This window comes from Halomonas hibernica (assembly GCF_013183775.1).
GTDB classification, from domain to species: domain Bacteria; phylum Pseudomonadota; class Gammaproteobacteria; order Pseudomonadales; family Halomonadaceae; genus Vreelandella; species Vreelandella citrativorans.
Genome location: NZ_VIFN01000010.1, coordinates 16040 through 40248, shown reverse-complemented (window position 1 = coordinate 40248; position 24209 = coordinate 16040). Strand labels below are relative to the sequence as shown.

The window sequence follows — 24209 nt, the reverse complement described above, 5'->3', positions numbered from 1 at the left end:
GTCATTAGGCGGGGTGGGCAAGCTGGATTAGCACGATAGTGGCGCAAGGAGCAGAGCAATGGAGTGGGCGTTACCCGATCCCTTTGTGATCGATATTCATGTTAGCGAAGCGGCGATAGATGATTATCAGCACGTGAATAACAGCGAATACCTGCGCTGGGTTGAGCAGGTTAGCTGGGCCCACTCCGAAGCCTTGGGGCTTTCCATCGAGCGCTACCGCGAGCTGGACCGCGCCCTGGCCATACATCGCCATGAGCTGGACTATCTTGCTCCTGCCTTTGCGGGTGATGAGCTTCAATTAGCGACGTGGGTCGTCGCGTGTGATGGGCGCTTTAGCCTTACCCGGCGTTTCGAGCTTAAGCGGGTGCGAGATGCCAAAATACTCTTCCAGGCGCGCACCCGGTTTGCGTGTATTGCGCTTTCAAGCGGGCGCCCCAAGCGCCTGCCAGAGGAGTATCAGAGAATCTACGGCGGGGCCTTAATAACAGAGTGACGTTAAATTTTCGGTATAAAACCTTCAAACGCTGGATTTTTACTCCTGTAAAACGCCTTAACCGGCGTTTTTTTGTTTTGTGCTTAAGGAAGTGGTGGGTCGCTTGAGCTGTGCTGTAATGCTAAGACCGTTGTTTAATCTTACGCACAAAAAGAGAGATCGCTATGCAGATTGCCGTCTCCAAAGAGATCAAAAACCATGAATATCGTGTCGCCCTAACACCCACCGGCGTGCGTGAGCTTGCCCAGCGTGGTCACACCGTTAGTGTGCAGGCAGGCGCAGGAGAGGGCGCTGGTTTTAGCGATAGCGACTATGAGGCTGCGGGTGCGCAGATCGAAAGTGATGTCGACGCCTTGTGGAAGAATGCTGAGCTGATTCTTAAAGTAAAAGAGCCGCAGGTGGAAGAGGTTGCGCGCCTCACTTCCCGGCATACGCTGTTTACCTATCTGCACCTTGCAGCGGAAGAAGCCCTGACGCGGGGCTTGATGGAGAGCGGGGCTACCTGTATCGCTTATGAAACGATTACAGATGCCTATGGTGGGCTGCCGCTGCTTGCGCCAATGAGTACTGTGGCCGGGCGTATGGCCGTTCAAGCAGGGGCGCATGGTCTGGAAAAAGCCCAGGGGGGGCGCTGGCGTTCTGTTGCCCGGCGTGCCGGGGGTTGCACCGGCAACCGTCACCGTAATAGGCGGCGGCGTCGTAGGTGAAAACGCCGCGAGAATGGCGCCACTGCTGGGTGCGGATGTCACTATTCTGGATAACTCACTGGCGCGGCTAGACGTTCTGGATAGCCGCTACCAGGGGCGTATCAAAACGGTTTATTCCACCGCCGATGCGCTGGATAACGCTGTGCGCGAGTCTGATATGATTATTGGCGCCGTGTTAATACCTGGTGCGGCGGCGCCCAAGTTGATTACCCACGCTATGCTGAGCGATATGAAGCCAGGTAGCGTGCTGGTGGATGTAGCGATTGATCAGGGTGGCTGCTTTGAAACCAGTAAGCCCACCACTCACGCCGAGCCCACGTATATCGTGGAGGGCATTGTTCATTACTGTGTGGCCAATATGACGGGCGGCGTGTCACGCACGTCAACCCTCGGCCTCACCAATGCCACGCTGCCCTTCGTGCTGGCGCTGGCCGATAAAGGCTGGCAGCAGGCGCTACACGACGATCCTCACTTTCTGCCAGGGCTTAATGTGCATGCAGGGCAGGTGACCTACCAGGCCGTTGCCGATGCCTTTGGTTTGGCGTGTATCGCCCCAGCAAGCGTGGCAGCACGATAAGTACGAACTACCGATCAGGTGCGCTAACCCGCAGGGCGCGACAGTGGGTTTTTAATGTTTGTCATCGTTAGTAATGAGGCGGCACCTCGTCTTCAGGGCGGCTTTCCCCCTGATGGTCGCCCGTCTGGAACGCTTGATGCTGTTCACGCAGTCGTTCACGCATTAATGCGCTAAGCTGTTCTAGCTTGGCAAGCCGCTTTTCCTGTTGGGCGACCGCTTGGTCAAGCGTGTCCAGCCAGTGTTCCTGGTAAGCCAGGCGGCTTTCAAGATTTTCGAAAAGTTGATTTAGCTCAGCAGGAGAAAAGTCTTGTGTCATGGTAACATGGCAACCTTGTGTAATATGTCCGGTACTGTTAGGAATGGGCCTGATGGTTCGGGTATTGTCTTTCGTTCGTTACCCATACAACAAGAGAGCTTTTATCATCTATGAATCCAAAAGTTGTGTTTCGCTGTTTCTTAATCAGTGTATTACTAGCCGCCCCCACGCCGCTTTTGCTGGCGGGGATTGTTCATTTAACCAACGCGCCTCTGGCCGATTTATGGCAGGCAGAGTTAGCCATTAGCGGTATCAGTGGTGTTTACATTGCCGTTGCCTTGGGCAGCTTCATCGTTTTATTTATAGGTACGTTAGCGTCGGCTGCTCTGGCTCCTCCGCTAGTCGTTAAACCGAAAGTAGAAAGCTCAGGCGACACGCGTGTTAAAGCTGCGCCGCGTCAGCCCCAGCCTGCCGACGAACGGGACGATGAAGAGGAAGACGTCATCGACCCCAACGACGGTCGGGAAGAGGGTGAAGTAAAGTGGTTTAACACCAATAAAGGCTATGGCTTTATTACTCGTGATAATGGCGAAGATGTGTTTGTTCACTTTCGTGCTATTCGGGGTCGCGGCCCGCGTATGCTGGCAGAAGGCCAAATTGTGCGTTACCACGTCATCAAGAATGACCGTGGTTTACAGGCCGATGATGTGAGCATTATTGAGTAGCATGTCCACAAGCGTAGTATCAATGTGAACATAATCGACCCCGCCCCGGCGGGGTCGATTGCATTTCAAGAACAGTCTTCAAAAAAACAGTCTTCAAAAAACCGTCTTTATGCCGTCTTCTTTCAGGCAGCGTTAGCGGCCTGAGTCGGGCCACTCAATAGCGCCTTCTTTTCCGCCGGGTAGCACCTGCCAGAAGCGGTCAGGGTCATCGCCTGGGTGCCAGCCGCCAAGCGAGCAGCGCACTTCCGTTTGCAGCGCCTCTGCGGCGTGTTGCGCGCACTCCTGGTCGGTCATCCAGGGCGTATGGCTACTGTCAAACCATAAGCTTGCAAAGCGGTCAGCTGCTTTTTCGACCAGTAGTATGGGCACCTCTTTCCCCTGGTGTTGGCCATGGGTTTTCCACTTGCCTTTGCCGGCAGGGCTTAATGGCGGTGCAGCAAGCGCACTGGCAAGCCATGCGTTAAGCGCTTCCAGTGAAATGCTGGCGACATACACTTCAATGTCCGGGTAGCGCTCCATCATACGTTGACCTCATCAAGCGTGAGTAGGGCCTGAAGCGTTGCCTCATAGATGCGGCTCAAATCATCCAGGTCGCTAGCGCGTACGCGCTCATTCACTTTGTGGATAGTGTCGTTAAGCGGGCCAAGCTCCACCACTTGAGCACCCAATGTGGCAATAAAACGCCCATCAGAAGTACCGCCGCTGGTGGATAGCGCCGGGCGCTTGCCGGTCACGGCTTCAACACCGCGTACGGCTGCATTAACAAGCTCGCCTTCTGCGGTTAGGAATGGCTCGCCGTTCAGTGTCCAGTCCAACTGATACGCCAGGCCGTACTGGTCAAGAATCGCTTCTGTACGCGCCTTAAGCTGCTCATGCGTCACTTCTGTCGAGAAGCGGAAGTTGAATACTACTTCTACTTCGCCGGGGATGACGTTAGTCGCCCCAGTGCCCGCTCGCAGGTTGGAAATCTGAAAGCTGGTGGCCGGGAAAAAATCATTGCCTGCGTCCCAGTGCTCATTGACGAGCGCATCCAGCGCGGGCATCGCCTGATGAATGGGGTTACGCGCCAGGTGAGGGTAGGCCACGTGCCCCTGAATCCCCTGAATACGTAAAACTCCGCCCAGCGAACCGCGGCGGCCATTCTTGATCACGTCGCCAAGGTGCTCGGTAGAGGAGGGTTCACCGACGATACAGTAATCAAGCCGCTCATTGCGTTCGCGCAGCTGCTCGACCACGGCGCGAGTGCCATTCACCGCAGGGCCTTCCTCATCGGAGGTGATTAAAAACGCAATACGCCCATCGTGGTCGGGGTAGCGAGCCACGAAACGCTCCACGGCGGTTAGCATAGCGGCCAGGCTGCCCTTCATATCGGCGGCGCCACGGGCACAAAGCATGCCGTGATCGTCAATACAGGGAGCAAACGGCGGGAATTCCCAGCCGTTTGGTGGCCCGCTGGGCACGACATCGGTATGACCCGCAAGGGCAATCACCGGGCCGTGGTGGCCCCGCACTGCCCAGAAGTTCTGTACATCGCCAAACGGCATACGCTCAATATGAAAACCGAGCGCCGTTAAGCGCTCGATCATTACGTCCTGGCAGCCTTCATCATCCGGCGTCACTGACGGGCGGCTGAGCAGCTCAAAGGCAAGCTGTAGCGTGGGCGACAGCGTGTCAGGCTCAGTTATGGGCATGCAGCGCCTCATTTAGCGCGATGGCGCTTTTATTGGTCAGGCACTCGACGCGGCCATTTTTAGAGTTGCGGCGTAGCAGCAGGTCGTTTTGGCCCGCCAGTTCACGCGCCGCTAGGGTTTTCACTTCGTTGCCCTGGTCGTCCAGCAAGGCCACTTTGGTGCCTGCGGTGATATACAAACCGGACTCCACCGTGCAGCGGTCGCCCAGCGGAATGCCGATACCGGCATTGGCACCGATCAAGCAGCCTTCGCCCACCTTGATAACAATATTGCCACCGCCTGACAGCGTGCCCATGGTGGAGCAACCACCGCCCAGGTCAGACCCTTTGCCGACCATCACGCCCGCTGAAATACGGCCTTCAATCATGCCGGGGCCTTCGGTGCCGGCATTGAAGTTAACAAAACCTTCATGCATTACCGTGGTGCCTTCACCCAAATGAGCGCCCAGGCGTACCCGAGCCGTGTCGGCAATGCGTACACCGGCCGGCACAACGTAATCGGTCATTTTGGGGAATTTATCGACACAGTCGACAGACAGCGCACGACCGGCGAGGCGGGCTTTCAGGCGACGCGCTGGCAGCTCTTCGATATCGATGGCGCCTTCGTTGGTCCAGGCAATATTGCGCAGCAGGCCAAACATGCCGGTCAGATCAAGACCATGCGGCTTGACCAGACGATGCGATAGCAGGTGCAGCTTAAGATAGACCTCTGGCGCCGTTTGCGGAGCCTGATCCGTTTCCAGGAACATGGCCACTAATGGGCGCTGGCTGGTGGCCAGCGCCTCAGCAAGCTCAGCCTGTTCAGGATGCCCGGCTGCCTCAAGCGCCTTGGCTAAGCGGGTGCAGTCTTCTGGCAAAAAGCTAACGGCGACATTGCCCTGCGGCGCATCAAGCGCTTGTTTGGCCGCATTTATCAGGCTTTCCTGCGGGCTAAAGAGCGGTGCCGGGTAGTAAATTTCCAGCCAATCGCCTTGAGTGTTTTGCGTGCCAATTCCAAGCGCAAAGCTCAGCATAAAAGTTCATCCTGTTGTTGATAACGTTGTTAACCGGGTCATTAGCTAACGTAAAAGCGTCGGTATAACAAAGTGTTGATTCAAAAATAAGCAAAATAGTGGCGTTGGATCAGCCACTGATTTTATCGTAATCGCCGTCGCGATAGCCTACTTTTAAGGCGTCACTGCCGGTATCCAGCAGTGGTCGTTTAAGCAGTGTTGGGTGTTGGAGCAACAGTTGGCGCGCAGAGTTGGCATCCAGGCTGTCTTTGTCTTCCTGGGGAAGGTCGCGCCATGTCTTGCTGCGCTTATTGACGACTTCCAACAGCGGTGCCCGCTCTAAAAGATGCTCAAGCAGGCTCGCCGAAAGACCATCTTTACGCAAATCATGGGTTTTAAAAGGCACGCCGTTCGCTTCCAGCGCTTTGCGCGCCTTACGACACGTATCACAGGTATCAATGACATAGAGTGTAAACATGGTATCTCCTTTCGAGCTGTTGGTGCCGTAAAAGGTGAATTAACCGCGCTCAATAAGCTGGCGGATACGCTGCGCTGCTTCCAGGGTGGGGGCAAGCTCCGCCACCAGGGCTAGGCGCAGCCGCCCCGTGCCTGGGTTAATGCCCTGAGCATCAGGGCGGCCCATCAAGCTGCCGGGCAGCACGCTCACGTGTTGCTCGGTGTAAAGTCGCTGGGTGAAGCCAATGTCATCCCCCCCTGGTACCGCGGGCCACAGGTAAAAGCTTGCCTCTGGCGTTGGGAAGTCCATCACCGGGGCCAGTACCTCCACCACGGCGCTGAATTTTTCACGGTACGCATCGCGATTGGCGCGTACGTGCGCTTCATCCTGCCAGGCTGCTATTGAAGCATGTTGAACTGGCAGCGACATGGCGCAGCCATGATAGGTACGGTAGCGCTTGAACGGCGTAAGAATGTCCGCATCGCCTGCCACAAAGCCTGAGCGCAAGCCCGGCAGATTGGAGCGCTTGGAGAGCGAGTGGAAGACGACGCAGCGCCGGTAATCGTTACGGCCCAGCTCAGCGCAAGCCTGTAATAGCCCCGGCGGTGGCGCGTTTTCATCCAGGTAAAGCTCGGAATAGCACTCATCAGAAGCAATGATGAAATCGTGCTCGTCGGCCAGCGCAATCAGCTGTTTAAGCTCATCCATTGACGTAACCGCGCCGGTCGGGTTGCCTGGTGAGCAGATAAATACGATTTGCACATCACGCCAGGTATCGGGGCTGATACTGGTAAAATCTGGCCGAAAGCCGTTCTCAGCCGTGCCGTTTAAATACACCGGTTGACCGCCAGCCAGCAGCGTCGCACCTTCATAAATCTGGTAAAACGGGTTGGGCACTATCACCCTGGCTGGCCGAGTACGATCCAGTGCGGCCTGTACAAACGCAAAAATGGCTTCACGCGTGCCATTAACCGGCAGTACCTGGCGCTCGGCATCAAGACCCGCAAGCTTAAAGCGCTTGGTCGCCCACTCAGCGAGTGCTTCACGCAAGCTTGGCAGGCCGTTGGTGGCCGGATAACGTGCCATATCAAGCTGATGCTTTACCAGCGCATCAAGCGCTGCTGGGTAGGGCGCGTGCTGCGGCTCGCCGATGGTTAAGGGAATATGCGCCAAATGGGCAGGCGGCGTAAGGTCAGCTTTGAGGCCGGCCAGTTTCTCAAACGGATAAGGGTGTAGGGCGGCGAGATCAGAATTCATGGCGTATCCGTTGAGAGCGTTCTATTGAGAGCATGCCCTGCAGGCGTATTAAACGGCAGGCTAAGCGCCGATTATAAGCAAGCCTCGGGGTTGGGCTCAAATTTAACCACGGGGCACGGCGTCTTTAAGTGTTTACACGCCCAGCACCTCAATTAATCGCTCGCGCAGCTCTTGCTGGCGTACCGGGTCGGTTAATGGTTCGCCTGCTTTCGTGGTGATAAAGAAAACGTCCTCAACACGCTCGCCCAGCGTGGCGATTTTGGCCGCCGAGAGGGCGATGCCCTGCTCCATAAAAATACGCCCTACGCGGGCCAGCAGCCCTGGTCGGTCAGGGGCCGTTAGCTCAAGGAGTGTGCGCTCGTTAGCCGGGTCCTGCTCAATCAGCACTTCGGTGGGTACCTTGAAGTGCTTTAACTGACGCGGCGTATGGCGGGTTACAATTTCTGGGTAGTCGTCTGGGTCATCCAGCTCTTCGATTAAGTGCTGACGCATCTCTTCAATACGCGCCGTGTCGCGAATCGGTTGACCGTGGCTATCCAGCACAATAAAGGTGTTTAGCGTCCAGTTATTGCGCGAGGTAGCAATGCGGGCATCATGAATGGAAAGCCCGAGCTGCTCCATGGCGGCGGCGGTGGCGGCAAACAGGTCATCCACCGAGCGTGTGTGGATAAACACTTTAGTGCCACCCTCTGCCATATCAAGCGTCGGTGCGCTGATTAATACCAGCGGCAAGGGGGAGGCGTTATGCGCCAGGATGCCTTGGGTTTGCCAGGCAATCTCGCTGGGCGCGTACTGGAGGAAATAGTCTTCCCCAAGCGGTTCCCACAATGCATCAATCTGCGCGCGCCCAAGCCCCATGTTCTGGAGTAGCGAGCGTGCTTCAGAGCGTGTTTCCCGTACCCAGTCATCACGGTCCGGTGGGTGTTTTAGCCCGCGACGTAAGGCGCGCTTGGTTTCAGCATATAGCTGGCGCAAAAGTGATGCCCGCCAGCCGTTCCAAAGCGTGGGGTTGGTGGCGTTAATATCGGCCACGGTGAGCACGTACAGATAATCCAGACGCATTTCGTTACGCACGATCAGTGCAAAGTCGCGGATCACGTCAGGGTCGCTAATGTCGCGCTTCTGAGCGGTCATCGACATGAGTAAATGGTGCTCGACCAGCCAACTGGCAAGCTTTGTATCGTGGGCTGAAACATGGTGATGCTGGCAAAAATGCGTAACGTCTTTGGCGCCGATTTCCGAGTGGTCGCCCCCGCGACCCTTGCCGATATCGTGAAACAGGCCCGCTATCCACAAAATGTCCAGCCTGGGAAGCTGGTGGATGAGCGCAGCCGCCACGGGAAAGTCGTCTTTGGCATCGGGTTTGCGAAAGCCGTGTAAAAACTTCAGCAGGCGCAGCGTATGCGCATCCACGGTGTAGATATGGAACAGATCATGCTGCATCAATCCTACGGCTCGGCCAAATTCGGGCAGGTACTTGCCCAGTATGCCGTAGCGGTTCATGCGCCGTAGCTGGCGCGGTACGTTGCCGGGGGCGCGCAGTATTTCCATAAACAGCCGCTGATGGTGAGGATCATCGCGGTAGTGATCATCAATCTGATGGCGGTGGTCGCGAATCAAGCGAATGGTGTCCGCCCGTACGCCTTCAATTTCCGGGTGCCTGGCCATGAGCAGAAATAGCTCCAGCATGGCTTCAGGCTGCTCGCGAAACAGCGTGCGCGAGCGTGCTTGAATATAGCCGCCCTTGGTTTCAAAGCGCTCGTTCAACTGGATGGTTTCCAGCGCCTCTTTGCCGCGCAAAATCACTTCATCGAAGTGCTGAAGCAGCATGTCGTTAAGCCCGGCCAGCGCCGTTACGTGGCGATAGTAGCGCTTCATGAACTGCTCAACGGCTAACCGCTCGGGCGTGTCTTTAAAGCCAAACAGCTCAGCAATCGTGCGTTGATGATCAAACAGCAGGCGGTCTTCGGCGCGGTCGGTCAACATATGCAGCGCATAACGCACCTGCCACAAAAATGCCTGGCCCTGGCTTAAGATACGCAATTCGGCATCGTTCATAAAACCGTTGGCGACAATGTCGGTGTACTGTTCCGTACCGAAGTGGCGCTTAGCGACCCAGCCAATCATCTGAATATCGCGTAGGCCGCCAGGCGAGCTCTTCAGATTCGGCTCAAGGTGGTATTCGGAATTGTTGTAACGGTAGTGGCGAGCAATCTGCTCTTGCCATTTGGCTTCAAAAAAACGGTCGGCCGGCCAAATATGCTCGGCACTTAAGCGCTCGCGCATTTTTTCGCGCAGTGATGCAGGGCCTGCAATCAGGCGGGACTCAAGCAGGTTGGTGATGACGGTGACATCCGCCTTGGCTTCACGCTCGCAGTCGTTTAATGAGCGTACGCTGTGGCCAATTTCCAGGCCGATATCCCATAAAAAAGTGATAAAGGCAGTGAGCGGTTCGCGGTAAGCGGTGTCGTCGTCATCTTCAAGCAGCAGCAGAAGGTCGATATCCGAATGGGGGTGTAGCTCCCCTCGGCCATAGCCGCCAACAGCAATCAGTGCGACGCCGTCATCGGGCCAAGCGTGCTGCGCCCAGGCAATGGCGAGCAGTTGATCCAAGTACCAGGCCCGCCCTCGCACCAGGTCGCGTATATCGGCGCCCGCACGAAACCGGTCATCCAGCTTGGCCTGGAGCTCACGAAGCGCCGTTTTAAACGGCGCTATGGGTGAGCGCGAGCCAGATAGCTCTGTACGAAAAGCCTCAAGGTCGTAAAGCGACGTATCCGGCTCGAACCGGTGGTGGTGGAGGAGCATTAGTTATCTAAAAAACTAAAGTCTTCATCGCTACGCGCGGTCAGTACTTCAACCCCGGTCTCGGTGACCAGCAAGGTGTGCTCCCATTGCGCTGAAAGGCTCTTGTCCTTGGTAACGGCGGTCCAGCCATCGCGCAAGACTTTGGTTTTGTAGCCACCCACGTTGATCATGGGTTCGATGGTAAAGCACATGCCAGCCTCTAAGGCGATATCAGCGTCTGGTGCGTAACCATCGTAATGCAGGAACTGGGGGTCTTCATGGAAGCCTGCCCCAATACCGTGGCCGCAGAAATCGCGAACGACCGAGTAGCCATGGCCTTCGGCGTGCTTTTGAATTACTCGCGCAAGCTCTGAAAGGCGTACGCCTGGCTTTACCAGCGCGATGCTTTTATACAAGCACTCCTGGGTAATCCGGCACAAGCGCTCGCCCTGTATGGTTTCGCCGATGATAAACATGGCGCTGGAGTCACCGTGATAGCCATCAGGGGTTTTAACGGTAATGTCCAGGTTCAGAATGTCACCTTTCTTGAGCTTTTTATTAAAATCCGGAAAGCCATGACACACCACATGGTTGAGCGAGATGCACGTGGCGTGGGTATACCCGTGATAGTTGAGCGGAGCGGGAACTGAGCCCAGTTCGTTAACAATATAGTCGTGACAACGCTTATCAATATCGCCGGTGCTTACGCCTTCTTGTATGTAAGGAGCAATCATTTCCAGCACGCTGGCGGCTTGGCGCCCGGCTTCGCGCATTTTCTCGATTTCTGAAGGTGTCTTGATAGGAACGTTCATGAATTCTCGATATGGGTTCAGGCTGAGGTAGTAAGTAACAGCATTAAATGACAGCGTTAAAGCGACAGTATTAAGTGACAAATAAACATCGTAACACGGGCTGTGACTTCATCTTGGTAATGATCTATGGTATAAAGCCGCGCGCTTTCCTGCAATCGCTCGCTCGCTTCTTTGTGGTGAGTCGGCGATCATGGCAAGGCGAACAACCCGCAGCGGGTTCACTTTGAAGACGCTGCTTAAATAGCAAGCCTTGAAAACACACATGCACCGACACATGGTCCCGGGTGCCGCTGATAACGTTTTATACGTGGTCAATGGTCGGATCCATGGGGTGCGTGGAGGCCTAACCCGAGTTTCAGGAGTTTTACCATGTCTCACGTTAATATGCGTGACCTGCTCAAAGCAGGTGCTCACTTCGGTCACCAGACTAAGTACTGGAACCCGAAGATGAACAAATTCATCTTCGGCGCACGCAACAAGATTCACATCATCAACCTTGAGCACACTCTTCCGGCGCTGAACGAAGCCGTTGATGTGGTTGAGAAGATGTCGGCATCCAACAACAAAATTTTGTTTGTTGGCACCAAGCGTAGCGCTAGCAAGATCATCAAAGAAGAAGCGAATCGCGTTAGTCAGCCGTTCGTCAACCATCGCTGGTTGGGCGGTATGCTGACTAACTTCAAGACCATTCGTCAGTCCATCAAGCGTCTGCGCGAACTTGAAACCATGCGCGAAGACGGCACGTTCGACAAGCTGACCAAGAAAGAAGTCCTGATGGCAACGCGTGAGCAAGATAAGCTTGAGCGTTCTATCGGTGGTATCAAGAACATGGGCGGCCTGCCGGACGCACTGTTCGTTATCGACGTTGACCACGAGCGCATCGCGATCAACGAAGCCAACAAGCTGGGTATCCCGGTTATTGGCGTGGTTGATACCAACTCTAACCCTGATGGCGTTGATTACGTTATCCCGGGTAACGATGACTCCATTCGCGCTATTCAGATCTACGTGAAAGCGATTGCTGACGCGTGTGGTCGTGCGAAAGAAGGTCGTCCGGACGAGTTCGTTGAAGTGACCGAAGAAGCGGCTTCAACCGACACTGACGCTGCTGCTGAGTAAAATAGTAGCGGTTGCGGCGGGTAGTTAAGCCGCATCGTGTTGAAGAGGGGGCCTATGCCCCCTTTTTCCCGCTTTGGATGGACATCCGGGTGGGCCGATTACGCCGGACACCAAGCGCCGGCAAGCGACCTTCAAAGTGATATATGATAGTCATTTATCGTGGCTACACTCTGTAGGGCGTTTAACTCTCATAGAACCATTTCCGAGGTGAATTCTCATGGCAGCTATCAGCGCCTCTCAGGTCAAGGAACTGCGCGAACGTACTGGTCTCGGCATGATGGAGTGTAAAAAAGCACTCACCGAAACCGACGGTGATATTGAAGTCGCGATCGAAAACCTGCGTAAAAATTCAGGCTTAAAAGCCGCGAAGAAAGCCGATCGTATTGCTGCAGAGGGTGTTGTTGTTACCCGTGTAGCAGAAGACGGTAGCTACGGCGTAATGGTTGAAATTAACTCCGAGACTGACTTTGTTGCGCGTGATGACAACTTCATTGCGTTCGCTGACAAAATCGCCTCCGCTTTCTTTGCCGCGAAAAGCGAAGATGTTGCTGCCGTTATGGCGGGCGACCTTGAAGCTGCCCGCGAGCAGCTGGTTCAGAAAATCGGTGAGAACATCGGCGTACGTCGCGCGGTAGTTGTCAACGCCGTTGACGGTGGTCTGGTGGGCGAATACGTTCACGGTGGCCGCATTGGCGTTCTGACCGTACTTAATGGCGGTACTGCAGAAGCAGCGAAAGACGTTGCTATGCACGTGGCAGCTATTAATCCAGCCGTTGCTCACCCGGCCGATATGCCGCAAGAGCAGCTGGATCAAGAGAAAGCCATCATCCTGGGTCAGCCGGACATGGCAGGCAAGCCTGAGCAGATTGCTGAGAAAATGGTTCAAGGCCGTCTGAAGAAATACCTGGCAGAGAACAGCCTGACCGAGCAGCCGTTTGTTAAAGATCCGAACCAATCCGTTGCTGAGTTTGTTAAATCAGCCGGTGGCGAAGTGGTTAGCTTCACGCGCTTTGAAGTGGGTGAAGGTATCGAGAAAGAAGAAGTCGACTTCGCTAAAGAAGTTATGGAACAGGCTGGCCGTCGTTAAGGTCAGACGTTCTAGTCAGAAGATGGCGTGCGCGTAAGCGCACGCCTTCGTGTATCCGGCCCCTGCTAAATAGGGGGTTGCTTCGCCCACCTGTGTCCAAGTCTGCTTCAGGAGAGATGCCATGTCACGAGATGTTCAAGAGCCTACCCCGCTTGTTGTGCCCCATAAACTTGAAAAGTCGAAGTCAAAATACAAGCGTATTTTGCTGAAACTTTCAGGCGAGGCGCTAATGGGAGAGCACGATTTTGGTATTGACCCTAAAGTGTTAGACCGTATGGCGCTGGAAATCGGCCAGCTGGTGGGTATTGGTGTGCAGGTCGGGATCGTGATTGGAGGCGGCAACCTGTTTCGGGGTGCGGCGCTCAGCGAAGCCGGAATGGATCGGGTCACAGGCGACCACATGGGAATGCTGGCAACGGTCATGAATGCGTTGGCCATGCGCGATGCACTGGAGCGTTCAAATATTCGTTCGCGGGTAATGTCGGCGATTCCCATGAGTGGTGTGGTAGAGCATTATGACCGCCGCACTGCCATCCGTTATTTAACGTCAGGAGACGTGGTACTGTTTTCGGCAGGAACCGGTAATCCATTTTTCACAACCGACTCGGCCGCTTGTTTACGCGGTATTGAAGTGGACGTGGATGTGGTCATTAAAGCGACCAAAGTGGACGGGGTGTATAACAAGGACCCCCTAAAACATGCTGATGCCGTAAAATATGATCAGCTCTCCTACGATGACGCTCTGGACCAAAAGCTAGGCGTTATGGATTTGACCGCTATCTGCCTGGTACGTGACCATGATATGCCGGTGCGGGTATTTGATATGAATAAGCCTGGCGCCCTGCTGAACCTGGTAGTAGGGGGCAAGGAAGGCACGCTAATAGATAGAGGGTAAGAACGTGATTAATGATATTAAGAAAGACGCTGAATCTCGTATGAAAAAAAGCGTTGAAGCGCTGAACAGCAACTTCAACAAAATCCGTACCGGGCGTGCACACCCCAGTATTCTGGATGCTGTTACCGTCGATTATTACGGCAGCCAGGTGCCGCTTAGCCAGGTGGCATCGGTTAACGTTGAAGATGCGCGTACGCTTGCGGTCGCTCCCTGGGAGCAGGGCATGGTGCCGAAAATCGAAAAGGCTATCATGACCTCTGACCTGGGCTTGAACCCTTCAAGCGCGGGTAATGTGATCCGTGTACCGATGCCCATGTTGACCGAAGAGACACGCAAGGGATATATCAAACAGGCACGTAGCGAAGCTGAAAATGCTCGCGTGGCTGTGCGTAACGTGCGTCGCGATGCCAACGGTGATTTCAAATCCTTGCTAAAGGATAAAGAGATTACCGAAGATGATCAGCGTCAGGGTGAAGATGAAATCCAAAAATTGACCGACAAATATATTGCCGAAGTCGATAAAGCGCTTGCCGCGAAAGAGCAGGACTTGATGCAGGTATAAGCACCTGCCTTTTATTTAGCTGCGGGTAGCCAGGCTGCCCGCTAGGCCTATGGCTTTACTATGACTGAGCTTTTGTGCGAGACCTCATGACGTCACCGCAGTTTCCTCAAGAACCGCCGTACGACGCAAGCACGCCACCTAAGTGCCTGGGTGAAGCACTGCCGTCGCATGTCGCGATCATAATGGACGGCAATAACCGCTGGGCAAAGGCCCGCGGCCTCTCTGGCGTACGTGGTCATCGTGCAGGCGTCGAAGCCGTCAGAGCGGTCATTCAGCGCGCAGCCGAGCGCCAGGTAAATACGCTGAGCCTGTTTGCCTTTTCAAGCGAGAACTGGAAACGTCCAGCGGCTGAAGTGAATGCGTTGATGGAGCTCTTTTTGATGGCGCTCAAGCGCGAAGTTAAAAAGCTTAATGAGCGCAATATTCGGCTAACGATTATTGGTGAGCGGCGTGGCTTCTCTCACGCCATTCAGAAGTATATACAGCGTGCAGAAGCGCTGACCGCAGATAATACCGGCATGCACCTGGTGATCGCTGCCAACTACGGCGGGCAGTGGGACATCGCACGTGCAGCGCGACATTTGGCTGGGCAGGTATCCGCCGGTGAGTTACAGCCTGGCGATATCGATGAAGCCTGCTTTGACAGGGCAATGGAAGCAGACCATGTGCCTCCTGTTGACCTGTGTATCCGAACAAGTGGCGAACAGCGATTGTCGAATTTTATGCTGTGGCAGTTAGCGTATGCTGAGCTGCATTTCTCGCCCTTACTCTGGCCCGATTTCGGTGCCGATGCGCTGGACAGTGCGCTGTACGACTTTTGTCAGCGGCGTCGGCGTTTTGGCATGACCGACGAACAAATAGAGGCGCAAGGTGCTTAGACAGCGGATTATAACCGTAGCCTGGCTGGCGCCCTTGGTGCTGGTGGGGCTGTTTGGATTGCAAGGTGGCGCGTTTGCGCTTTTTACCGCTTTGATGGTGTTGCTTGGGGCCTGGGAGTGGACGAACCTGGCAGGCGTTATCCGGCAGCGTCAGCGTGTTCAACTGGTCGCCGGGCTTGCGGTGGTGATGCTACTGATGTGGCTTACCGGTGCCGCGTTTGCAGTATGGCCTTTATGGTGCGCCGCCCTTGGCTGGCTGGTTAATCTTTACTGGGTGACCCATTACCCGGGAAAAGGGCTGCAGTGGCAGTCAACGCCACGCCGCTTGGCGATGGGGCTATGGGTGCTACTGCCCTGCTGGGTCGGCTTTAATATTCTGCGCGATAGCGGCGGCGTATGGCTGTTATTTGTATTGCTACTGGTGTGGGCGGCGGATATCGGCGCCTATTTTGCCGGGCGTCGTTTTGGTAAGCGCAAGCTCGCCCCAAGGGTTAGCCCCGGTAAGTCCTGGGAAGGCGTTATTGGCGGGCTGGTTGCCACCACGCTACTGGCGCTTGTCTTCGCCTTTTGGCAGTCGTTAACCCCGGGTGTAGCTGTTGGCTTGGTGGTAGTCACCGTTATTGTCACGCTTATTTCAGTGCTGGGTGATCTGCTGGAAAGCATGCTCAAACGCTACCGAGACATCAAGGACTCAAGCCAGCTGCTACCGGGCCATGGCGGCGTGCTGGACCGGATTGATAGCTTGACGGCGGCGATTCCGCTCTTTGCGCTGCTCTATTTGCCCGTTCTTCAAGGGCAGGTGCCTGTCTTATGAGTCAATCGTCCTGCCAGTGGATTACCGTGTTGGGCTCAACCGGTTCTATCGGGGTGAGCACCCTGGATGTCATCGCCCGTCATCCCGAGCGTTATCGGGTGTATGCGTTGACGGCACATACCTCCAGGGAAGTGCTTCTGGAACAGTGCCTGGCCCATCATCCCCGTATCGCGGTACTCGATCATAGTGACGATGCGCAATGGCTTCGCCAAGCGCTTGATGACGCTGACCAACCGACCGTCGTGCTGGCGGGTCGTGAAGCACTCTGCCAGGTTGCCCGTGAGGCGTGTGTCGATGCCGTTATGGCCGCCATCGTTGGGGCAGCGGGGCTGCTGCCTGCGCTGGCCGCTGCAGAAGCGGGCAAGCGTGTACTACTTGCTAATAAAGAAGCGCTGGTGATGAGCGGCGCGCTGTTCATGCAGGCGGTTGAGCGCTCTGGCGCCACGCTGTTGCCTATCGATTCTGAGCATAATGCTATCTATCAGTGCCTGCCGGTAAAACATCGCGGCGGGCTTGAGCGTCACGGCGTTCGACAGCTGCTACTAACAGCGTCTGGCGGGCCTTTTCGCACCTGGAGTGCGGACAAGGTTGCCAATGCGACGCCCGACCAGGCCTGCGCCCATCCTAACTGGTCGATGGGGCGCAAGATTTCGGTTGATAGCGCCACCATGATGAACAAAGGCCTTGAATTAATTGAAGCGTGCTGGCTGTTTGATGCAACGCCCGAGCAAATTCAGGTGGTAGTGCATCCGCAGAGTGTGATTCACTCCATGGCAGCTTACATTGATGGCTCTGTCATCGCCCAGCTGGGCAACCCGGATATGCGTATACCCATTGCCTATGGACTGGCATGGCCCGAGCGTATTGAGGCCGGTGTAGAAGCCCTGGATCTGTTCCAGATCGCGCAGCTGGATTTTGAAGCACCGGATGAAGCGCGCTTTCCCTGCCTACGCTTGGCCCGTGAAGCCATACAGAAGGGCGGTGCCGCGCCGGCAATTCTCAATGCAGCCAATGAAGTCGCTGTTGAGGCGTTCCTGGCGGAAAGGCTCAGCTTTGGTGAAATAGCCAACGTGGTTGAAGAGGTTGTATCGCAGCCCTATGCAGGCAGCGCCGATACGATTGAAAATATCTTGGCTGCAGACCACTGGGCGCGTCAGCAGGCAGCGCAAAGGGTCATGTTACAAGCAGGCTAGACACTGCCGTACCGAATATTGAGAAGCAAGTAGGTCACTTAAGCATCGGCTGATGTGCAGGGTGCCAGGGAGTTTATTGTGGGCCTGTTACAAAACATTTTAGCGATCATCGTCGTGCTGGGTTTGTTGATCACCTTTCACGAGTTTGGCCACTTTTGGGTGGCGCGCCGCTGTGGCGTCAAGGTGTTACGTTTTTCGGTGGGTTTTGGCAAACCGCTCTGGTCCACCGTCGACCGCCAGGGGACGGAGTACGCGATAGCGGCCATTCCGCTGGGCGGCTATGTCAAAATGTTGGACGAGCGTGAAGCGCCGGTACCGGAAGATCAGCTTGACCAGGCCTTTAATCGCAAAACGGTATGGCAGCGTATCGCCATTGTTGCCGCTGGGCCTTTGGCAAATTTCCTGTTGGCTATTGTTGCCTACTGGGCGCTCTTTGTATCCGGGACGACCGTGGTCGCTCCCATGGTGGGAGATGTGCTGCCTGATTCGCCGGCAGCTGAAGCAGGCCTTGCCCACGGCGACGAAATTATCGCTATTCAAAATGACGCCGTACGCTCCTGGGAGGAGGTCAACCTAAAGCTTATCTCTATGATTGGTTTTAGTGGCTCGCTAACCATCAATGTGTTGCCTGAGGGCAGTAGCAGTGAACGAGCTTACGCGCTAGAGGTCGATAACTACTTGGCCCGCCAGGACCCGCCCCAGCCACTGCAATCCTTGGGTATGACGCCTTGGCAGCCAGAATTCCCAGCAGTATTAGGCCAGGTGGTCGATGGCGAAGCTGCCGCCAACGCGGGGTTGCAAGCAGGCGATCATATTCTTGCGATTGACGGCACACCGGTGGAAGATTGGATGCAGTTTGTCACGATGATCCGCCGTAGTGCGGGTGAAACGCTTAGCGTAGCCTATGAGCGAAATGGCGAGCAGGGCACACTAACACTAACGCCGGGTAGCAATCTGCTGGAGAGTGGCGGTGAGGTTGGGTACATTGGTGCAGGCGTTGAGTCGGTAACGTGGCCTGAGTCGCTACAGCGCGAAATTCGTTATGGGCCTATCGAAGCGGTTGGACAAGCGCTATCGCGTACCGGTGATATGATTTTATTAACCGTTGATGCGATTCGTAAAATGTTGGTAGGTTTGATTTCACCTTCCAACCTTTCCGGTCCTATTACGATTGCGCAAATTTCGGGTGATTCGGCCCGTGCCGGAATGGAAGCCTTTGTAGGCTTTTTAGCGTATTTGTCCATCAGCCTTGGCGTGCTTAATTTATTGCCTATTCCGGTGCTCGATGGTGGACACTTGCTTTACTATTTCTTGGAAATCGTACGTGGGCGGCCGGTCTCTGAACAAACCCAAGCCATTGGATTACGCATTGGGCTTGCCATGGTTGGCGGCCTGATGGTGATGGCTCTGTATTTTGATCTGATGCGCCTTTGGTAATGACGCGTGTAGCGCGCAGGATGCCTTGTCATCTGCCTGCACAAATGTATATGGTGCTTATCTAACGTGATAGGCAGACCAACGCGAGCGAACTGACAGCATGAAAATCAAGACCCTTGGAATGGCAGCACTCTTGCTGGTAGGCGCTAGCGGCGCCCAGGCACAATCCTTTGATGTTTCGGACATTCGAGTGGAAGGACTACAGCGGGTATCCGCTGCATCGGTCTTTAATGCGTTTCCTGTCAGTACGAATGATCGGGTTAGCGAGCAGCAGCTAGCGTCAGCCGCACGCGATTTGTTTGCCACTGGTTTATTTGAAGATGTTTCGCTAGCTCGCGAAGGCGATGTATTGGTTATTCAGGTAGTTGAACGACCGACCATCGCGCGCTTGAACCTCACTGGCAATAAGCAGATTTCAGAAGAGGACCTGCGTAACGGCTTACGTCAGTCAGGGTTGTCGGAAGGGCAAGTGTTGCAACTCTCGACCCTTGAAGAGATTCAGCGTGAGCTTGAAGGTGTTTACCAGAGCCAGGGACGCTACAGTGCTCGCATTACGACCGAGGTTGAACAGGTTGATGAAGGGCGTGTACAGGTCAATATCAATATTAATGAAGGCGAGGTTGCCAAGATTCGCCAGATTAATATTGTTGGCAATGAAGATTTTGACGATGAAACGCTGCGCAGTGTGTTCGAGCTTAATGACCGTCCCGGGCGAGTTTTTGGTTGGTTTTCAAACGATGAGTACTCGCGTGAGGCACTGTCTGGTGATATAGAGCGCCTTCGCACCTTCTATCTTGATCGTGGCTATGTAAATTTTGATGTTACCTCCACGCAAGTCTCCATTGGGCCTGAAAAGTCCGAAATATTTGTTACGCTTAATGTTGATGAGGGTAACCAGTATCGAGTAGGTGATGTCCGCTTTGTGGGTGACATGCAAATCAGCGAAAGCGAAGCACGTCAACTCATGGAGATCCATAGCGGAGACATTTTCTCTCGTGGTCAGGTGAACGCATCGACCGAAGCGCTACGCCAGCGTTTGGGCGCTGAAGGTTTTGCATTCGCCGATATTCAGGGTATTCCTGAAATGGCGGATAACGGTGAAACGGTTGACCTGGTCATCGCGGTTGAACCTGGCCAGCGCACTTATGTTCGACGTATTGAGTTTTATGGTAATACCACCACCCAGGACGAAGTGCTGCGTCGGGAAATGATTCAAATGGAAGGCGCCCCCGCATCGACCGACTCAATTGCTCAGTCGCGCCAGCGCCTTGAACGGCTTGGCTTCTTTAGCCAGGTAGAAGTGGATACCCAGCCGGTACCAGGTCAGCCTGATCAGTTGGACGTCACCTACAATGTGGAAGAGCAGCCCTCAGGCTCGGTGTCTGCCAGCGTGGGCTTTTCGCAAAGTGCCGGGGTAATCTATGGAGTTGGACTGGCACAAAACAACTTCCTGGGTACGGGTAACCGGGTCAATGTTGGCGCGCAGCGCAGCGACACCTTCACCAGCGTCAACTTTGCCTTCACGGATCCTTACTGGACACTTGACGGTATTTCTCGCGGCTACAACATATTTTACCGTGAAACGGACTATGCCGACTCGGATATCTCTACCTACTCGACCGATGCGTACGGCGCGGGTATCAACTTCGGCTATCCGGTAAGTGAACTGTCTCGCCTCAACTTCGGGGCGAGTATTGAAGAACTTAAAATTAAAACTTACAACGATACGGCGTCAGAAATTCATCGCTATGTGGATGACGAAGGGGAGCGCGCTCAAAGCCTTAAACTCACGGCGAGCTGGACGCGTAACAACCTTAACCGAGGCGTGATGCCGACAGCCGGTAACTATCAGCGCCTGTCGCTTGAAACTGGCGTGCCAGGTGGCGATGCAGAGTACTATAAGCTGCGCGCTCGGGCTCAGCAGCTATATCCGCTCAATAACGATGAGAGTTGGGCGCTTAAGTTTAGCGGTAACCTTGGCTATGCCAATACGTTTGATTCAAACGATCCTTTTCCCTTCTATGAGAATTTTTACGCAGGTGGTTTAGGATCGGTACGTGGTTTTACATCCAATACATTGGGGCAACCTACCACGCCGGGTGTTGAAGGGGGGCGTGATCGCACAATGGGCGGTAATGTGTTGGTGGAAGGTAGTGCCGAAGTTATCTTCCCCATGCCTTTTGTAGAAAACCAGCGTTCTGTGCAGCCTTCGCTGTTCCTGGATGCCGGTAATACGTTCTTGAGCTCTTGCTACAAGGTATTAGAAGCTGATGTGGGTCGTCAGCAGTGTAGTTCTGGCGTCGACCTGGGCGATTTGCGCTATAGTGTGGGCGTTGGCCTTTCCTGGTTAACACCGGTTGGTCCGCTGACCTTTAGCATCGCGGAGCCGCTTAAAGACAAAAGCGGTGATGACACACAGTTCTTCCAGTTCTCGCTGGGACAAACATTCTAACTTTGCTAAAGGGGCGCGCCCTTGGTAGCGCCCCCGCTTGATGATAAGGAAGTGACTCGATGCGTAAACTGACAGCGGCCGTGTGCTTATTTGGTGCGATTGTTTTACCGGTTCATGCAGCAGAAGCTGCAGAGGTTGCCGTGCTGGATTGGCGAGCTGCGCTGATGAATACCCAGTCGGCTCAAACCTCGCTAAATCAGCTGGAAAACCAGATTGGCAGTCAGCAGAGTGAAGCTCAAAGCCTGGGAAATGAGTTACAGCAGTTGCAAGAACGCTTGCAGCGCGAAGGCGAAACGATGTCTCAGTCGCAGCGCGAAACACTGATCGCTGAGCTGCAGCAGAAAGGTTCGCGTTTTGAGCAGTTACGTCGTGATGTTATGGAGGCTCAGCAGCGTTCAGAGCAGCAGTTTCTGGAAGGTGCGGAACTCAAGCTTGAGCAAGCGGTGGAGCAAGTGCTGAACCGTCACAATATTGATGTACTGGTTGAGCCTCAAGGAGTGCTTCATTCCTCGGTTGATTTGCCTAATGTGACTGATGAAGTTACGCAAATATTTGATTCGATGTAATTAATTTTTTAATGACTGTTGGTGTAGCTGTGCTGCACTATTGCTTTATTGGGCTCCCATGACGCACGCATCTCACCATCTTACACTTGCGGACATTGCTCGCCATTTAGGGGTCACCTTTGAAGGTGATGCCGCGCTACCCATTCGTGGTTTAGCAACACTTAAAGAGGCCACATCTGATCAAGTGGCCTTTTTAACAAATCGCGCTTACCTCAAGGATTTGGCCACCACTCAGGCGGCAGCCGTGCTGCTTCACCCTGAGCATGGCAAGAGTTGCCCGGTGCCAAAGCTTGAGATGGAAAACCCCTACCTGGGGTATGCCAAGCTCTCTCAGCTATTTGACCCACTGCCTGCACGTGATAAGGCCGGTATTCATCCCTCCGCGGTCGTTGCCGACAGCGTAACGCTGGGTGAAGGCGTCTCGATCCAGGCCCACGCCGTAGTAGAAGCGGGTGTAACACTGGGTGACCACGTTGTGGTGGGCGCTGGGAGTGTCGTTGGGGCTGATAGCGTTATCGGCGAAAATACTCGGCTGCATGCCAATGTGACCGTGTGTCATGGCGTGATTATTGGCAAGCGGGTCATTTTACAAAGTGGTTGTGTGATTGGTGGAGACGGTTTTGGGTTTGCCCACGACGGTGAAGGTTGGCACAAAATTGCCCAGTTAGGTGGCGTTGTGCTGGGTGATAATGTCGAAGTTGGCAGTTGCTCAAGCATTGACCGTGGTGCGCTAGGCGATACCCTGATTGGCGATGACGTTAAAATCGATAGTCAGGTACAAATCGCTCATAACGTCACTATTGGTGCCCATAGCGCTTTGGCGGGCTGTGTCGGTATTGCAGGGTCCACCAAAGTAGGCAAGCACTGCATGTTGGGTGGGGGGGTTGGATTATCAGGCCACCTAACGATTTGTGATGGCGTTCAGGTCACCGGAATGAGCCTTGTGACCAATTCGATTCATACTCCCGGCGTCTACTCGTCAGGTACGGGGGCAATGAGTAATTCGCAGTGGCGTAAAAATGCGGTGCGGTTTAAGCAGTTGGATGATATAGCCAAGCGGTTGTCTCGGCTGGAAAAAACGACGCGTGACGCCTAAAAGCCATATTGTTTACTAAGTAAGTAGCTTGAGACGAGAGGGCGGCAGGGTATAATTCCTTGCCCTTTAACCAGACGAAGTGCTGGTATTTGCCTGATGCCTATCAGGCGTTTTTCATTTTGAGGTCGTTACGATGGTTATGGATATTAACGAAATTCGCGAATACTTGCCCCACCGCTATCCGTTTTTATTGGTGGATCGAGTGACAGCATTAACTGTGGGCGAATCCATCGTTGCGTTCAAAAACGTTAGTATTAACGAGCCATTTTTCAACGGCCACTTTCCACATCATCCGATTATGCCGGGTGTGCTGGTAGTCGAGGCACTGGCCCAGGTTTGCGGTATTTTAGGCTTTAAAACAGTTAACAAGCTGCCAGCGGATGGCTACGTGTACTACCTGGTGGGTAGCGACAATGTACGTTTCAAGCGCCCGGTTATGCCTGGTGACCAGCTTCAACTGGAGGCTAACGTAATTCGTGGCAAGCGAGGCATTTGGAAATTTGCGTGTCGCGCCACGGTTGACGGAGAGCTTGCCTGTGAAGCAGAAATTATTTGTGCTGAGAGGAAGGTTGCTTGATACATCCTACTGCACTGGTTGACCCAACGGCAACGCTCGCAGATGACGTTGAGGTTGGCCCTTTTAGTGTTATTGGGCCTAACGTCACGATCGGCGAAGGCTCCATAATCGGCCCGCACGTAGTGGTCAAAGGACCCACTGTGTTGGGGAAGCGCACGCGTATTTTTCAGTTCGCCTCGGTAGGTGAGGATTGTCAGGACAAAAAGTACGCTGGTGAACCTACTCGTCTGGTCATGGGCGACGATAACGTTATCCGTGAAGGCGTGACGCTTCACCGTGGTACGGTACAAGACCGTGGTGAAACGACGATTGGTTCCCGCAATCTGTTTATGGCCTACGTACACGTGGGCCATGACTGTGTCATCGGCAATGACTGTATCCTTGCCAACCAGGTAACGCTCGCCGGGCACGTAACGCTGGGTGATTACGCTATCCTGGGTGGCCTGTCTGCCGTGCACCAATTTTGTCACTTTGGTGAGCATGCCATGGCGGGCGGTGGCTCTATTATCACTAAAGACACGCCTGCCTATGTCATGATTAACGGCAACCCGGCAGAAGCGCGTGGTCTGAACCTGGTCGGCTTAAAACGCCGCGGCTTTAGCCGTGAGGCAATTAATGCACTGAGCGTTGCTTATAAATTGGTCTATCGCCAGGGGCTTACCGTCGAGCAAGCGCTTGAAGAGATGCGTGCGCGCTTTGATATAGAGGAAGTGACGGAGTTCGCTGACTCTATCGAACGTTCGACCCGCGGCATTACGCGCTAACCATGTCCATTCGCTT

The 24209-nt window shown here is 54.5% G+C and carries 23 protein-coding genes and 1 pseudogene; 16 read left to right on the top strand and 8 right to left on the bottom strand.

Going from position 1 to position 24209, the window contains the following annotated elements; genetic code table 11:
• The first annotated feature begins 58 nt into the window (after positions 1-58).
• Both FKN99_RS14255 and ald read left to right on the top strand, forming a co-directional pair.
• Entirely contained in the window at positions 59-493 is a 435-nt protein-coding gene (locus FKN99_RS14255; RefSeq protein WP_172118505.1) for an acyl-CoA thioesterase, read from the top strand.
• Between the two features lie 164 nt (positions 494-657).
• Positions 658-1777: pseudogene (ald, locus tag FKN99_RS14250) on the top strand (alanine dehydrogenase).
• Between the two features lie 67 nt (positions 1778-1844).
• On the opposite strand, the gene FKN99_RS14245 reads toward ald, so the two are convergent.
• A complete protein-coding gene (locus FKN99_RS14245) occupies positions 1845-2093 on the bottom strand; it encodes a SlyX family protein (RefSeq protein WP_172118504.1) in 249 nt (82 codons plus the stop codon).
• 110 nt (positions 2094-2203) lie between these two features.
• Between FKN99_RS14245 and FKN99_RS17795 the strand changes: the two genes are divergently transcribed.
• Complete coding sequence (locus FKN99_RS17795; RefSeq protein ID WP_216658099.1) at positions 2204-2758, top strand: cold-shock protein; 555 nt, start codon at positions 2204-2206, stop codon at positions 2756-2758.
• Positions 2759-2890: 132 nt separating this feature from the next.
• On the opposite strand, the gene FKN99_RS14235 is transcribed toward FKN99_RS17795, so the two are convergent.
• The 7 genes from FKN99_RS14235 to map form a co-directional block, all read right to left on the bottom strand.
• On the bottom strand, positions 2891-3280 hold the full coding sequence (locus FKN99_RS14235) for a hypothetical protein (RefSeq protein ID WP_087110018.1): 390 nt from the start codon (positions 3278-3280) through the stop codon (positions 2891-2893).
• The gene (gene dapE / locus FKN99_RS14230; protein ID WP_172118503.1) at positions 3277-4449 is read right to left on the bottom strand and encodes a succinyl-diaminopimelate desuccinylase; all 1173 of its coding nucleotides are present in this window, start codon (positions 4447-4449) and stop codon (positions 3277-3279) included. Before dapE ends, FKN99_RS14235 begins: the two co-directional genes overlap by 4 nt.
• Positions 4436-5461: a 2,3,4,5-tetrahydropyridine-2,6-dicarboxylate N-succinyltransferase gene (dapD, locus tag FKN99_RS14225; protein WP_172118502.1), complete on the bottom strand. Its 1026-nt coding sequence runs from the start codon at positions 5459-5461 to the stop codon at positions 4436-4438. Before dapD ends, dapE begins: the two co-directional genes overlap by 14 nt.
• Before the next feature lie 109 nt (positions 5462-5570).
• Entirely contained in the window at positions 5571-5918 is a 348-nt protein-coding gene (locus FKN99_RS14220) for a Spx/MgsR family RNA polymerase-binding regulatory protein (protein ID WP_087110012.1), read from the bottom strand.
• 39 nt (positions 5919-5957) lie between these two features.
• Entirely contained in the window at positions 5958-7154 is a 1197-nt protein-coding gene (gene dapC / locus FKN99_RS14215; RefSeq protein WP_172118501.1) for a succinyldiaminopimelate transaminase, read from the bottom strand.
• A gap of 132 nt (positions 7155-7286) precedes the next feature.
• Positions 7287-9962, bottom strand: coding sequence for a [protein-PII] uridylyltransferase (locus tag FKN99_RS14210; protein ID WP_172118500.1), 2676 nt, complete (start codon positions 9960-9962; stop codon positions 7287-7289).
• A complete protein-coding gene (gene map / locus FKN99_RS14205) occupies positions 9962-10753 on the bottom strand; it encodes a type I methionyl aminopeptidase (RefSeq protein ID WP_172118499.1) in 792 nt (263 codons plus the stop codon). Before map ends, FKN99_RS14210 begins: the two co-directional genes overlap by 1 nt.
• Positions 10754-11122: 369 nt before the next feature.
• Between map and rpsB the strand changes: the two genes are divergently transcribed.
• The 13 genes from rpsB to lpxA all read left to right on the top strand — a co-directional run bounded on the left by rpsB (position 11123) and on the right by lpxA (position 24193).
• Positions 11123-11872, top strand: a complete 750-nt coding sequence (gene rpsB / locus FKN99_RS14200) for a 30S ribosomal protein S2 (protein WP_172118498.1) — start codon at positions 11123-11125, stop codon at positions 11870-11872.
• 217 nt (positions 11873-12089) lie between these two features.
• Positions 12090-12959, top strand: a complete 870-nt coding sequence (gene tsf / locus FKN99_RS14195) for a translation elongation factor Ts (protein ID WP_172118497.1) — start codon at positions 12090-12092, stop codon at positions 12957-12959.
• A 121-nt stretch (positions 12960-13080) separates the two neighbouring features.
• Positions 13081-13854 carry a UMP kinase gene (pyrH, locus tag FKN99_RS14190; protein WP_172118496.1) on the top strand — a complete coding sequence of 258 codons (774 nt, stop codon included), beginning with the start codon at positions 13081-13083 and terminating at the stop codon, positions 13852-13854.
• 4 nt (positions 13855-13858) lie between these two features.
• Positions 13859-14416, top strand: a complete 558-nt coding sequence (gene frr, locus FKN99_RS14185) for a ribosome recycling factor (RefSeq protein ID WP_087109998.1) — start codon at positions 13859-13861, stop codon at positions 14414-14416.
• Between the two features lie 86 nt (positions 14417-14502).
• Positions 14503-15294, top strand: coding sequence for a polyprenyl diphosphate synthase (uppS, locus tag FKN99_RS14180; RefSeq protein WP_172118495.1), 792 nt, complete (start codon positions 14503-14505; stop codon positions 15292-15294).
• Positions 15287-16108 carry a phosphatidate cytidylyltransferase gene (locus tag FKN99_RS14175; protein ID WP_172118494.1) on the top strand — a complete coding sequence of 274 codons (822 nt, stop codon included), beginning with the start codon at positions 15287-15289 and terminating at the stop codon, positions 16106-16108. Before uppS ends, FKN99_RS14175 begins: the two co-directional genes overlap by 8 nt.
• On the top strand, positions 16105-17301 hold the full coding sequence (ispC, locus tag FKN99_RS14170) for a 1-deoxy-D-xylulose-5-phosphate reductoisomerase (RefSeq protein WP_172118493.1): 1197 nt from the start codon (positions 16105-16107) through the stop codon (positions 17299-17301). Before FKN99_RS14175 ends, ispC begins: the two co-directional genes overlap by 4 nt.
• Positions 17302-17379: 78 nt before the next feature.
• Positions 17380-18738 carry an RIP metalloprotease RseP gene (rseP, locus tag FKN99_RS14165; protein WP_172118492.1) on the top strand — a complete coding sequence of 453 codons (1359 nt, stop codon included), beginning with the start codon at positions 17380-17382 and terminating at the stop codon, positions 18736-18738.
• Positions 18739-18838: 100 nt separating this feature from the next.
• Positions 18839-21190, top strand: coding sequence for an outer membrane protein assembly factor BamA (bamA, locus tag FKN99_RS14160; protein ID WP_406565434.1), 2352 nt, complete (start codon positions 18839-18841; stop codon positions 21188-21190).
• A 59-nt stretch (positions 21191-21249) separates the two neighbouring features.
• On the top strand, positions 21250-21756 hold the full coding sequence (locus FKN99_RS14155; RefSeq protein ID WP_087109986.1) for an OmpH family outer membrane protein: 507 nt from the start codon (positions 21250-21252) through the stop codon (positions 21754-21756).
• Between the two features lie 58 nt (positions 21757-21814).
• Positions 21815-22852: a UDP-3-O-(3-hydroxymyristoyl)glucosamine N-acyltransferase gene (lpxD, locus tag FKN99_RS14150; RefSeq protein ID WP_172118491.1), complete on the top strand. Its 1038-nt coding sequence runs from the start codon at positions 21815-21817 to the stop codon at positions 22850-22852.
• A gap of 133 nt (positions 22853-22985) precedes the next feature.
• On the top strand, positions 22986-23429 hold the full coding sequence (gene fabZ, locus FKN99_RS14145) for a 3-hydroxyacyl-ACP dehydratase FabZ (RefSeq protein ID WP_087109982.1): 444 nt from the start codon (positions 22986-22988) through the stop codon (positions 23427-23429).
• Positions 23426-24193, top strand: a complete 768-nt coding sequence (gene lpxA / locus FKN99_RS14140; protein WP_172118490.1) for an acyl-ACP--UDP-N-acetylglucosamine O-acyltransferase — start codon at positions 23426-23428, stop codon at positions 24191-24193. Before fabZ ends, lpxA begins: the two co-directional genes overlap by 4 nt.
• The last annotated feature ends 16 nt before the right edge of the window (positions 24194-24209 follow it).